The sequence below is a fragment of the Streptomyces sp. NPDC050548 genome, from assembly GCF_044457385.1.
GTDB lineage: Bacteria > Actinomycetota > Actinomycetes > Streptomycetales > Streptomycetaceae > Streptomyces.
Window position 1 is genome coordinate 52,559 of the sequence record NZ_JBITGV010000030.1, and the last position, 12,877, is coordinate 65,435.

The window sequence follows — 12,877 nt, forward strand, 5'->3', positions numbered from 1 at the left end:
GGGGGCGGGCCGCATGGGCTCCTTCCATGCCGATACCCTCGCCCGCCGACTGCCCGGCGTCCGCCTCGCCGCCGTCGCCGACCCGGCCCCGGGGGCTGCGCGGAAGCTGGCCGACCGGCTCGGCTGCCCCACCGCGTATGCCGAGTTCGGCGACCTGTTCGCGAACCCGGCGGTCGACGCGGTGGTGATCGCGACACCGGCCCGCACCCACGCCGACCTGGTCGTGGCGGCGGCACGCGCGGGCAAGGCCGTCTACTGCGAGAAGCCGATGGCGACCACCCTCGCGGACGCCGACCGCGCCATCGCTGCCGCCGCCGAGGCGGGCGTACCGCTCCAGGTCGGCTTCAACCGCCGCTACGACGCCGGGTTCCGGGCCGCGCACGACAAGGTGGCCGCCGGCGCCATCGGCACCCCGCAGCTCCTGCGCTCGCTCACCCGCGACCCGAAACTGGCGGACCCCTCCCCATCCCGCCGTGGACGATCTTCCTCGAAACCCTCATCCACGACTTCGACACCCTGCGCTACCTCAACCCGGGCTCCGAACCGGTCGAGGTCTTCGCCATGGCCGACGCCCTGGTCCGCCCCGACTTCAAGGACCGCGGCCTGCTCGACACGGCCGTGGTCACGATCCGCTTCGACAATGGCGCCCTCGCCACCGCGGAGGCCAACTTCCAGGCGGTGTACGGCTATGACGTGCGCGGCGAGGTCTTCGGCTCGGCGGGCATGCTGACGATGGGCGACATCCGGCACACCCATCTGACGTCCTACGGCGCCGACGGCATCGCGGCCGAGACGATCACCTACGACCAGGACCTGTTCCACGAGGCGTACGTCGACGAGCTGGCCGACTTCGCCGACAGTGTCCGCACGGGGCGTACCTCGTCGGCCACCGGCGCCGACGCCCGCGCCGCGCTGACGATCGCGCTGGCGGCCATCGGGTCGGTGGAGAAGGGCGTCCCGGTCCGCATCGAGGACATCTGAGTCAGGAAGCCTCCTGCGACGGCACCACGGCCACCGGGCACTCCGCATGGTGCAGCACCCCGTGCGCCACGGAGCCGATCCGGGCGCCCACCGCCGTACGGTGGGCGCGCCGCCCCACGACCATCAACTGCGCCCGCCCCGCCACCGACAGCAGCACCTGCCCGGCGCTGCCCATCTCGATGTGCTCGACGACGGGCACGTCGGGGAAGCGCTCCCGCCAAGGCTCCAGGGCCTCGGCGAGGGCCTTCTTCTCGTACGGTTCCAGGCCGCCGGCCTCGTCGAGGAGCTTCATGGAGCCCGGGCTGTAGGCGAACACGGGCGGCAGGGTCCACGCCCGCACGGCCCGCACGGTGGCGCCGCGTGACGCCGCCGTCTCGAAGGCGAAGCCGAGCGCGGCGGCGCTGTCCTCGGCGTCTCCCTGCTGCCCCACGACGATCTCGCGCCCGCCGGCCTCCCCGGAGGCCTCGTCCCCGGCGCGCACGAGCACGACGGGCCGTACGGCATCGGCTATCACCTGCTGCCCTACGGAACCGAGCAGAAAGCCGACGACCGGCCCGTGCCCGCGCGAGCCGAGCACCAGCAGCTCGGACTCGGCAGCGGCGGCGGTCAGGGTATCGACGGGATCCCCCTCCAGGACGTCGGTGGTCACGTCCAGGCCCGGGTGGCGCTCGGCGAGCGTCCGGGCGGCCTCGGACGCCGCGTCCCGCACCCAGCGGTTCTGCGTGTCCCGGTCCCCCGTGTCGAGGACATGGTGCTCCTCGTACCGCCAGACATGCGTCACGCGCAGCGCCAGCCCCCGCCGTACGGCCTCCCGGCCCGCCCAGGCGAGCGCGGCGAGACTCTCCGCCGATCCGTCGACCCCTGCCGTGATCGGGCGTGTCATGCGGTGGCCTCCCTGTGGTGCGGTCACATCTGTCGGACCCAGTGTTCACCACGTGCCGCCATGACGGTGATCGAGAGGGGTCGGCCTCTCCGTTCCGATGAACGGAACAGAAGGTGACATCCCGCCCACTGCGGGTCACACTCCACGCGTCCAGAACAGCCTGTATGGGGGGAAACATGACCAATACCCGAAAGCACACGAGAGTACTGCTGGCCGCCCTGGTGGCCGTGGTGATCAGTTGCTGGGGCACCGCCGACGTCCACGCCGCCGACGCCCCGTCGCCGTCCGGCCTGGCCGCTCCGGCGGTGGCCGGCTCGTATTTCAAGGTGGTCAACCGGTCCAGCGGCAAGTGCATGGACATCAGGCGGGAGGACCCCGCGCTCGGGGCCCACGTCCAGCAGTACGACTGCACCGGAACGGACAACCAGTTGTGGACGGCGGTCGCCACCGGTGACGGCTACTACTTCCTGGTGAGCAAGCAGAGCGGCCTGTGCATGGCCCAGTTCGCCGGCGTCCTGTGGATGCTCAACTGCAACGGCGTGACCAGTCAGCAGTGGAGCGCCGTGGCCGCGGGCTTCGAGTGGAACGAGCTTCACCATCGCAGCAGCGGTCAGTGCGCGTACGTGACCGGCACGAACAACCTCTCGCTGGTCCAGTTGACACCCTGCTCCGGCTCGTTCAGCCAGCACTGGCAGTTCGTCACCGTGTGACCAGGTGAGCCGCGCCGCGCTCCCGGCGCCGCCGCGGCCCCGGTATCGGGTGTACCGGAGCGAAGCGGGGCGATCGAACATACGATGGTCGGGAGCCGGCGCGGTGACAACGGCGCCGCCGTGCCGTGAAGCCGACCACTCGGGGTGGGAGACGTATGGCACAGGCCGCCGAATCCGCGCGGACCGTCATTTTGACCGTGGACGACGATCCGGGAGTTTCCCGTGCCGTCGCCCGTGACCTGCGGCGGCGCTACGGCGAGTCGTACCGGATCGTGCGGGCGGAGTCCGGTGAGTCCGCGCTGGACGCGCTGCGCGAGCTGAAGCTGCGCGGGGATCTCGTCGCCGTGATCCTGGCCGACTACCGCATGCCGCAGATGAACGGCATCGAGTTCCTGGAGCAGGCCCTCGATGTGTATCCCGGTGCGCGTCGGGTGCTGCTGACCGCGTACGCGGACACGGACGCGGCGATCGACGCGATCAACGTCGTGGACCTCGACCACTATCTGCTGAAGCCCTGGGACCCGCCCGAGGAGAAGCTCTACCCGGTCCTCGACGACCTCCTGGAGGCGTGGCGGAACAGCGACTACCGGCCTGTTCCCGCCACGAAGGTGGTCGGGCACCGCTGGTCGGCGCGCTCCTCGGACGTGCGGGAGTTCCTGGCCCGCAACCAGGTGCCGTACCGCTGGTACTCGGCGGACAGCCCGGAGGGGCTGCGGCTGCTGTCGGCCGCCGGGCAGGACGGGCAGCGGCTGCCGCTCGTCATCACCGCCGACGGGTCGGTACTGGTCGAGCCGGAGGCGCCCGAGCTGGCCGCCGAGGTGGGGCTCGCGACCACGCCCACGGCCGACTTCTACGACCTCGTCGTCATCGGCGGCGGACCGGCCGGGCTGGGCGCGGCCGTGTACGGGGCCTCGGAAGGGCTGCGGACCGTCCTCGTGGAGCGGTCGGCGACCGGCGGGCAGGCCGGGCAGAGTTCGCGGATCGAGAACTACCTCGGCTTCCCGGACGGCGTGTCCGGGGCTCAACTCACCGACCGGGCAAGGCGGCAGGCCTCGAAGTTCGGTGCCGAGATCCTCACCGCGCGTGAGGTGACGGGGCTGGAGGCCAACGGGTCGGCGCGGGTCGTGCGTTTCGCGGACGGTTCGGCGGTTGCCGCGCACGCCGTGATCCTGGCGACCGGTGTGTCGTACCGGCAGCTGGAGGCGCCCGGCACGCCCGATCTGACGGGCTGCGGGGTCTACTACGGCTCGGCGCTGACCGAGGCCGCCTCCTGCCAGGGGCACGACGTGTACATCGTCGGCGGCGCCAACTCGGCGGGGCAGGCGGCGATGTACCTGGCCCGGGGAGCCAAGTCGGTGACCCTGCTGGTCCGTGGGCCCTCGCTGGCCGCGTCGATGTCGTACTACCTGATCCAGCAGATCAACGAGGCGGAGAACATCTCCGTGCGCACCGGCACCGTCGTCGACGCGGCGCACGGTTCCGACCATCTGGAGCAGCTCACCCTGCGCGACACGGAGACCGGGGCGACCGAACTCGTCGACGCGCAGTGGATGTTCGTGTTCATCGGCGCGGCCCCGCTGACCGACTGGCTGGACGGCGCGGTGCTGCGCGACGAGCGCGGCTTCATCCTCGCCGGACCCGACCTCAGCGCGGACGGAAAGCCGCCCGCGGGCTGGGAGTTGGACCGGTCGCCGTACCACCTGGAGACCAACATTCCCGGCGTGTTCGTGGCGGGCGACGCGCGCGCCGAGTCCGCGAAACGCGTCGCGTCCGCCGTCGGAGAGGGAGCCATGGCCGTGATGCTCGTCCACCGCTACCTGGAGCAGTCATGAGCGGGCAGGTGCTGCCGTGCAGCCCGCAGGAGATCGGCACGCTGTTCCTGTTCGAGAAGCTGACGCCGGAGCAGCTCGGCAGGCTGTGCTGCGACGGGCAGGTGGAGCAGTTCGAGGCCGGGCCCGTCTACACCGAGGGTGATCCCGCCACCTGCTTCTACGTGATGATCGAGGGCACCGTGGTGCTGTCGCGCCGCGTGGGCGAGGACGACGTGGAGGTCGCCCGCACCTCCCAACGCGGCGTCTACACGGGCGCGATGCAGGCCTACATCGGGGACCGGGTGCAGCAGGTGTACCTCAACTCGATGCGGGTGACGGAGACTACGCGGTTCTTCGTGCTGCCCGCCGAGACCTTCGCGGCCATCATGAGCGAGTGGTTCCCGATGGCGGTCCATCTGCTGGAGGGGCTCTTCTTCGGGCAGAAGAGCAGCCAGTTGGCGATCAGCCAGCGCGAACGGCTGCTGGCGCTGGGCTCGTTGTCGGCCGGGCTCACGCACGAGCTCAACAACCCCGCCGCCGCTGCCGTCCGGGCCACCTCGACGCTGCGCGAGCGGGTGGCGAAGATGCGGCACAAACTCCGCGTCATCTCCTCCGGGCCGTACTCGCGGGAGGACCTCGCCAACCTCATCGACATCCAGGAGCGCACGGCCGAACGGGTCGCCAAGGCACAGACGTTGAGCCCGCTGGAGGCCTCGGACCGCGAGGACCAGCTCACGGACTGGCTCGACGACCACGGTGTCACGGAGTCCTGGCAGATCGCGCCGACGTTCGTGCAGGCCGGTCTCGACGTCGAGTGGCTCGACCAGGTCGCGGCGGCCGTGGACGAGGAGATCCTGCCTGGCGCGATCGGCTGGCTCAACTACACGGTCGAGACAGAGCTGTTGATGACGGAGATCGAGGACTCCACGACCCGCATCTCCAACCTCGTGGGCGCCGCCAAGCAGTACTCGCAGCTGGACCGCGCGCCCTACCAGGTCGCCGATGTGCACGAACTCCTCGACAGCACCCTGCTGATGCTCGGCGGGAAGGTCGGCGACCGCATCAAGGTCGTCAAGGAGTACGACCGTACGCTCCCGAAGATCCCGGCCTATCCGGCGGAGCTGAACCAGGTGTGGACGAACCTGATCGACAACGCGGTCTCCGCCATGAACAGCACGGGCGGGGAAGGCACGTTGACCGTGCGGACGGCGCTGGTGCGCGATCAGCTGATGGTGGAGTTCCGTGACACAGGGCCCGGTGTGCCGCAGGAGATCCGGAGCCGTATCTTCGATCCGTTCTTCACCACCAAGCCGGTGGGCGAGGGCACGGGTCTCGGTCTGGACATCTCCTGGCGGATCGTCGTCAACAAGCACCACGGCACGCTCCAGGTGGAGTCGGTACCGGGCGACACCCGCTTCCAGGTCCTGCTCCCCCTCACCGCCACGGACAACGAGACGCCCGAGGAGTCCGCATGAACGACATCACCGGAATCGACCCCAGTGTCCCGCCGAGCGGCACGGGCTGCGTGGAGTGCGACGCGGCCCAGGGCTGGTGGTTCCACCTCCGGCGGTGCGCGCAGTGCGGTCACGTCGGCTGTTGCGACGACTCCCCCGCCAAGCACGCCACGGCCCACTACCAGTCCACGGGCCACCCGTTCATCCAGAGCTACGAGCCGCGCGAGGACTGGTTCTGGAACTTCACCACCTCCGAGCTGTACGACTCCGGTCCTGAACTCGCCGCCCCGGTGAGCCACCCGGCGGACCAGCCGGTGCCCGGTCCCGCGGGACGCGTTCCGGCGAACTGGGCCGAGACCCTCCGCTGAACCCGGCGCTGAACCGGACCGCCGGGCGGGAGTCGGCTCCTGCCCGGTGGCCAGGTGCGTTGTCAGTGGCGCGTGCCAGGATGGGGGCGTGTCGCAATCCGTAGCAGCAGCGCCGCTCATCGGCCGGGACGAGGAAGTCGCCCGCCTCGCCGGTGTGCTGGAGCGTGCCCGCGCGGGCACGGCCGGGGCGGTGCTGATCGCCGGGGACGCGGGCGTCGGCAAGACCCGGGTCCTGGACGAGATCGCCGGGCGGGCCGCCGACGCCGGGACGACCGTCCTCACCGGGCACTGCGTGGACCTCGGTGACGTGGGGCTGCCCTATCTGCCGTTCACCGAGATCCTCGGAGCGCTCGCCGGCGACGACCGTTTCGCCGCCGCCCTGGCCGCGCATCCGGCGGTCGACCGGCTGCTCGGCGCCGGCACGGACGCGGCCCGGGACGCGGGCGGCCGACTGCGCCTCTTCGAGGGCATCGCCGGACTGCTCGCCGACCTCGCCGACATCGCTCCCCTGCTGCTGGTCCTGGAGGACCTGCACTGGGCCGACCAGTCCTCCCGCGACCTGCTCCGCTTCCTGCTCAGCCGGGGCATCCTCCAGCGCCCGGCGGGCGGCGCGCCCACCCACCGCCTCGCGGTCTTCGCGTCGTACCGCGCGGACGACCTCCACCGCCGCCATCCCCTACGGCCTCTGCTCGCCGAGCTGGTCCGGCTGCCCGCCGTGGAGCGCCTGGAGCTGCGGCCCATGGGGGACGCGGAGGTCGCCCGGCTGGTGCGCGCGCTGCGCACGGGCCCGGTGCCGGACGGCACGGTCCGCCGGATCGTCGAGCGCGCCGAGGGAAACGCCTTCTACGCCGAGGAGTTGCTCGCGGCCACCGACATGGAGGCGGGCGGTGTGCCCAGCGGTCTGGCCGATGTCCTGCTGATCCGCTTCGAGCAACTCTCCGACACCGCCCAGCAGGTGCTGCGCACCGCCGCCGTCGCGGGCCGCCGCGTCGAGTACGACCTGCTGCGGGACGCGGTCCAACTCCCCGAGGACGAACTGGAGTCGGCGCTGCGGGAGGCCGTCGAGCGGCAGCTCCTGGTCCCCTGGCACGGCGACACGTACTCCTTCCGGCACGCCCTCGCCCGCGAGGCGGTGTACGCGGATCTGCTGCCCGGCGAGCGCTCCCGGCTGCACGGCTCGTTCGCCCGCCTGCTCGCCGGGCGCGGTCACCCCGCCGAGAGCGCGGCCGAGCGCGCCCACCACTACCGCGAGAGCCACGACCTGGCCGAGGCCCTGGCCGCCTCCCTGGAAGCGGCCGACCACGCCGAGCGGGTGGGCGCGCCCGCCGAGGAGCTACGGCATCTCGAAACCGCCCTCGACCTGTGGCGGTCGGTCGACCCGGCGGCCCGGCCCTCCGGCGAGGGCATCGACAGCGTGACCCTCACGCTGCGGGCCTCCGCCGCGGCGGCGCACGCGGGGGACGCGCACCGCGCGGTGTCCCTCACCCGGTCCGCGCTCGCCGGGATCGGCCAGGACACCGACTCCGAGCTGGCCGCCCGGGTCCGCTACACCCTGGCCGGCAATCTCATGGGCGTCGACAGCCTCACCGCCGCGTTCGCCTACAGCAGCGAGGCCCTCGCGATGATCCCCGCCGAACCGCCCTCGCGGACCTGGGTGTGGGCGGCGGCCACCCATGTGCTGACGGCACGTCAGGTCGGTGAGGACGAGATCGCCCTCCGGGTCGCCCGGCAGGCTCTGCGCATCGCCGAGGAACTCCAACTGGTCGACGCCCGGGCAGATCTGCTGATCTCACTGGCCACTCTCGAAAAGGGCGGCCGGCGCACGAAGGAGGGCCGCGAGCGGCTCGCCCAGGCCCGCGAGCTGGCTCGCCAGGCCGGGCACGCGCCCGTGGAGATGCGCGCCCTGTTCCATCTGGCCATCGGCAACTTCGAGTCCGGGCACCTGGAGGAGTCCCTGCCCTGGCTCACCGAGGGGCTGGACCGGGCCCGTCGCGCCGGGCTGCTGTCCTCGCCGTACCCGCTGGAGATGCGCTACCTCCAACTCCTGGTGCTGTACACACTCGGTCGCTGGGACGAGTGCGAGACGGTCGCCACGAGCGACGCGAAGGTGTTGCCGCGGATGGGCGGCTTCACCATGGGACCGGCACTGTATGTGGCGCTGGCGCGCGGCGACTTGAGGGCCGCCGACCGGGCGCGTGCCCTGCTGGAGGGGCCGTTCGACTGGATGGCCTCCATGGTGGCGGGCATCGCGCTGACCGACGCCGGCGGCCTGCGGGACGATCCGGAGGCGGCCGTGGAGGCGATGCGCTCGGCGGTCGCGTCGCTCACCGATGATTCCGGCCGACGTCCCGACCTGACGGTCCGGCTGGCCGCTCTCGCCCTCGCCCCGGTCGCCGACCGGGCCGCCGCACTGCGGCTGACGGGCGACGAGGCGGGGGCGCGCCGCTGGACGGAGACCGCGACGGAACTCGTCGAGCTGGCCCGGGCCGTGGCGGAGGAGGGCGACGGCCGCAAGCCGCAGGGACCCGAGGGCATGGCGTGGCTGGCGCGCGCCGAGGCGGAGTGGACGCGGGCGACCACGGGACCGGACGCGGCGGCCTGGGAGAAGGCGGTGACCGCGTTCGACTACGGCGATGTCTATGAGAGGGCGCGCTGTCAATTCCGGTTCGCCGAAGCCCTGTTGGCGGCCGACCGGCGTGAGGAGGCCGCCGTCCAGGCACGTGCGGCCCGGGAGACGGCGGCCCTGCTCGGTGCCGCGCCCCTGCTCGCGCGGCTGGACGCGCTCGTCCGCCGTGGCCGCCTGGGCGACCCGGCGGCGGACGGCGGGGACGCCGGGGAGCGCCCCTCGCCGCTGACGGCCCGCGAGCAGGACGTGCTGCGGCTGCTCGCGCTGGGCCGCAGCAACCGCCAGATCGGCGAGGAGCTGTTCATCACCGGCAAGACGGCGAGCGTCCATGTCTCCAACATCCTCGCGAAGCTGGGCGCCGCGAGCCGTACGGAGGCGGTGGCGATCGCCTACCGGCAGGGGCTGATCACCCCGGAGGCGACGGCGTCCGGCTGAGGTTCACCGGCCGCAGTCGAGACCGGCGAGGTCGACCGCGTCGGCCATGGCCTGCATCCCCTTGTCGTTGGGGTGCAGATGGTCGCCGCTGTCGAAGAAGGGCAGCATCCTTTCGTGGTCGTAGGGGCTGCGGAGGATGTGGTCGAAGTCGTTGACGGCGTCGAACTCCCCGCTGTCCCTGATGAATTGGTTGACCTCCTGGCGTACCGCCTCACCCGCCTGGTCCCATTCGGACCAGCCCTCGTACGGTCCGACCGTGGCGCCGACGACACACTTCCCGGCCGCGTGCGCCCGGGCGATGATCTCGCGGTAGCCGGCGATCAGGTCCTGGGCGGTGACACCGCTGTGGGCCTTGATGTCGTTGACGCCTTCGAACAGGAACACCGTGCGGACACCGGGCTGCGACAGGACATCCCGCTGCAGCCGGTTGAGGGCGCTCTGCCCGGCGCCGTCCGAGAGCACCTTGTTGCCGGAGATCCCTTCGTTCGCCACGCCCTTGACGGCCGTGTCGGCGCGCTGGAGCCGTCGGGCCAGGTAGTCGGGCCAGCGCCGGTTCTGGTCCGTCGTGCTCGCCCAGCCGTCCGTGATGGAGTCGCCGAGGGCGACCACGGCGCTGGTGTCCGCGGCCGTCCGTACGGTGACGGCGTCGAGGTAGTACCAGGCGCCGATGGTGTCGGTCCAGGCGGTACCGCTCTCCTCGGACGTGTGATCGCCCTGGGTCGCGTACGACGTCTGCATGGCGAGTCCGTGACCGGTGGCCGGGCCCGCCGCGTCCGGGCTGTGGATGCTGACCACCAGATTGGTGGCGGCCGGCAGCACGCCGGTCAGCGGGTCGCTGTAGACGGTCGCCCCGGCGGGGAGGGTGACCGACCCTCCGCCGCCGAAGGTGAGCCGCCGGTTGGAACGGGGCACCAGCGTGGCGCCCTCCTTCTGCACGCCCGCGTAGACGCTGTCGAAGGTCACCGGCCGGTCGCCGAAGGCGTTGGAGAGCCGGATCCGCAGCTCGCCGCCCGCGACACTGGTGTGCACGACCAGGCGGTAGCTGCGGCCGGCCACTCCGTCGCCCGTGCGGTCTGCGCTCGCTCCCCAGGTGACGACGGTGTGCGAACCGCCCGAGGCCGTCACCGATGTCTGGGCGGTGGGCTCCGGCCGTGCCTGCGCGGGCACGGCCTGGAGAGCCACGGCCATCATGAGGAGAGCCAGCCCACGGCTTAACCGTGCTCGTCCGGCCGTCACCGGGCGAAGTCCCGCAGCGTGACGGACGAGCCCGGCGTCAGCCGCACCGTCTGCGTGCTGGTGCCGAACGCCACCGTCGTGGTCCGGCCGTTGACGCTGCGGATCTTCACCTCGGTCGGCTTCCCGTTCTTCCAGTGGAGGTCCACGACGAAGCCGCCGCGCGCGCCGACACCGGTGACGGACCCGGACGCGGCCCACGCGTCGGGGAGGGCGGGGAGGAGTTCCAGATGCCCGGGGCGGGAGTAGAGGAGCATCTCGATCATCGCCGCGGGGGTGCCGAAGTTGGCCTCGATCTGGAAGATCCCGCGGCCCGCCTCGACCTGGTAGATGTCGAAGAGGTTGGAGGCGGTGCCGTTGCTGCCGTTGGTCGACGGGCGAAGGTTGTTGACGACCAACTGGTAGGCCTTGTCGGCGTTCTTGAGCCGCGACCAGCACAGGCTGCGCCAGGCGTTGGCCCAGCCGAAACTCTCCATGCCACGGGCGGTGAGCAGGGCGGTGGCGCCGTCGACGATGTCCTTCGGGGTGGAGCCGTCGGGGCGGATGCGGTCACCGGGGAAGAGTCCGATGAGCGGGGACAGGTGCCGGTGGGTGGTCTCGCCGAGGTTGTCCGGGGACATCCACTCCTCCAGCCAGCCCGTCTTGGGGCTGACCACGGGGAGGTACAGCTTCTTGCGGAGCCCGGCGATCGTGCCCGCGTAGCCGGTGTCCTTCTTCAACTCGGCTGCCGCGACGCAGTAGTTGCCGAACAGCGCCCACACCAGTTCCTGGGCGTAGGTGATGCCCTTCGCGTCGAGCGGGCCCTGTTCGGGCGACCAGTCGCTGTCGGCGATCAGCACTTCCTTCGAGCTGCCGGGCAGCGTCGTGGTCAGCAGCCGCGCCTCCCAGAACTCGACGGCGCCCTTGAGGAGCGGGTAGATCTTCGCGAGGTGGGCTCGTGAGCCCGTGAACTCGTAGTGCTCCCAGAGGGTGTTGCTCAGCCAGGCGTTACCGGCCGGGTGCCACCACCAACCTCCGCCGCCGTAGGGGTTGGTGGAGATGGCGACGGTCCAACCGGCGTTCTTCCCGCTGGAGTTGCGGTAGCGGTTGCGGGGGTCGTTGAAGAGTCTGCGGGTGACGTCGGTCCAGTCGGGGAGCTGGGCGACGCAGTAGTCGGTGAACGCGTCGAAGCACTGGGAGAGTCCGGCGCGGTCGGCCATCCAGTAGTTCATCTGGATGTTGATGTCGGTGTGGTAGTCCCCCATCCAGTCCGGGTCGTTGCCGTCGAGCCAGTTCCCCTGGAGGCCCATCGGCAGGCTCCCCCGGGAGCCGGCGATCATCAGATAGCGGCCGAACTGGAGGTAGGAGGCTTCGAGTTCGGGGTCGGGCTCGCCGTCGCGTGCCCGGGCCTGGATGCGCTCCCAGGTGTCCAGCGCGCGCTGGTCGGCGGACGAGGTGCCGAGCGAGATGCCCAACTGCCCGAACAGCGCGCCGTGATCGGCGACATGGGTGTGCAGCAGGGTGGCCGCCGTGTGCTTGGCGGCTGCGGCGACCTTGGTGCGGGCCAGCTTCTGCGGGTCGAGGGACGGATCGCGGTAGTGGGCCGCCGCGCTGGGCGCGTAGTTGGTGCCGCCGCTCAGCACGACGGTGACGTCCTTGCAGCCGGAGAAGGCGACGCGCGAGCCGTTCACGGTGACGCTGCCGCCGCTGCCGTACGCCGTGACGGCGGCGCCGTAGCGCAGGCCGTTGGCCAGTGTGCCCCCGAACGAGCGGGCGTCCGTGCCCGGTTCGCCGTGCGTGCCCGCGAGGTCGACGGTGCCGGTGTAGCGTCCGCCGCCGTTCTGGGTGAAGTGCAGGACGATCACGTCGTCGGGGCGGCTGGCGAACAGCTGCCGCTGGTACGTCACTCCGGAGCGGACGTAGGAAGTAGTCGCCACGCCCTGTTCCAGGTCGAGGGTGCGGCGGTAGCCGTTGACCGCGCCCAGGTCGTGGTCGGGTATGTCGACAGTGAGCCGGGCCAGCAGCGTCAGGGAGCCGAAATCGGTGCGGCCGTAGGGGAATTGGCCGTCCGAGTCGAGGGTGTCGTTGAGGCCGCCGGTCCACATGGTGGCGTCGGTGACGAGGAGGACCTCGTGGCCGGGGTCGTTGCTCGCGAGGGCGCCGAGGCGGCCGTTGCCGACGGGGAGGCCCTGCACGATCATCGAGCTGTCGTCGGCGGGGGCCTGCCACCACAGGGTGTTGCGTGAAGTGCCGCCGCTGTAGGTGGAGTTGGCGGGTCGTTCGGGTGCGGCGGAGGCGGTGAAGGCGGGCAGGCCGGCGAGGGCGCCGGTGGCCGCGGCGAGGGCGAGCAGATTGCGTCTGGGCAGGTCGGGCAGTGCACTGGACATGATGTGGCTC

The 12,877-nt window shown here is 71.6% G+C and carries 9 protein-coding genes and 1 pseudogene; 7 read left to right on the forward strand and 3 right to left on the reverse strand.

Annotation, left to right across the window (positions count from 1 at the left end; translation table 11 throughout):
• Positions 1-13 precede the first annotated feature (13 nt).
• Together ACIBJH_RS46085 and ACIBJH_RS46090 are read left to right on the forward strand one after the other, a co-directional pair.
• Positions 14-286 (forward strand): annotated as a pseudogene (locus ACIBJH_RS46085) (Gfo/Idh/MocA family oxidoreductase); the annotation flags it as partial.
• Positions 287-516: 230 nt separating this feature from the next.
• Complete coding sequence (locus tag ACIBJH_RS46090) at positions 517-981, forward strand: Gfo/Idh/MocA family oxidoreductase (RefSeq protein WP_399123044.1); 465 nt, start codon at positions 517-519, stop codon at positions 979-981.
• A gap of 1 nt (position 982) precedes the next feature.
• Here the strand turns inward: ACIBJH_RS46090 and ACIBJH_RS46095 are convergent, their stop codons facing one another.
• Positions 983-1,864, reverse strand: coding sequence for a universal stress protein (locus ACIBJH_RS46095; protein WP_399123012.1), 882 nt, complete (start codon positions 1,862-1,864; stop codon positions 983-985).
• 176 nt (positions 1,865-2,040) lie between these two features.
• Between ACIBJH_RS46095 and ACIBJH_RS46100 the strand changes: the two genes are divergently transcribed.
• The 5 genes from ACIBJH_RS46100 (at position 2,041) to ACIBJH_RS46120 (ending at position 9,268) form a co-directional block, all read left to right on the forward strand.
• A complete protein-coding gene (locus tag ACIBJH_RS46100; protein WP_399123013.1) occupies positions 2,041-2,574 on the forward strand; it encodes an RICIN domain-containing protein in 534 nt (177 codons plus the stop codon).
• 155 nt (positions 2,575-2,729) lie between these two features.
• The gene (locus ACIBJH_RS46105; RefSeq protein ID WP_399123014.1) at positions 2,730-4,406 is read left to right on the forward strand and encodes an FAD-dependent oxidoreductase; all 1,677 of its coding nucleotides are present in this window, start codon (positions 2,730-2,732) and stop codon (positions 4,404-4,406) included.
• Entirely contained in the window at positions 4,403-5,860 is a 1,458-nt protein-coding gene (locus ACIBJH_RS46110; RefSeq protein ID WP_399123015.1) for an ATP-binding protein, read from the forward strand. The genes ACIBJH_RS46105 and ACIBJH_RS46110 overlap by 4 nt, the downstream gene beginning before the upstream one ends.
• The gene (locus ACIBJH_RS46115) at positions 5,857-6,207 is read left to right on the forward strand and encodes a UBP-type zinc finger domain-containing protein (RefSeq protein ID WP_399123016.1); all 351 of its coding nucleotides are present in this window, start codon (positions 5,857-5,859) and stop codon (positions 6,205-6,207) included. Before ACIBJH_RS46110 ends, ACIBJH_RS46115 begins: the two co-directional genes overlap by 4 nt.
• Before the next feature lie 88 nt (positions 6,208-6,295).
• Positions 6,296-9,268, forward strand: a complete 2,973-nt coding sequence (locus ACIBJH_RS46120; protein ID WP_399123018.1) for an AAA family ATPase — start codon at positions 6,296-6,298, stop codon at positions 9,266-9,268.
• 3 nt (positions 9,269-9,271) lie between these two features.
• On the opposite strand, the gene ACIBJH_RS46125 is transcribed toward ACIBJH_RS46120, so the two are convergent.
• Both ACIBJH_RS46125 and ACIBJH_RS46130 read right to left on the reverse strand, forming a co-directional pair.
• Complete coding sequence (locus ACIBJH_RS46125; protein WP_399123019.1) at positions 9,272-10,459, reverse strand: SGNH/GDSL hydrolase family protein; 1,188 nt, start codon at positions 10,457-10,459, stop codon at positions 9,272-9,274.
• Between the two features lie 41 nt (positions 10,460-10,500).
• Positions 10,501-12,867, reverse strand: coding sequence for a glycosyl hydrolase family 95 catalytic domain-containing protein (locus tag ACIBJH_RS46130; RefSeq protein WP_399123020.1), 2,367 nt, complete (start codon positions 12,865-12,867; stop codon positions 10,501-10,503).
• Between the last annotated feature and the right edge of the window lie 10 nt (positions 12,868-12,877).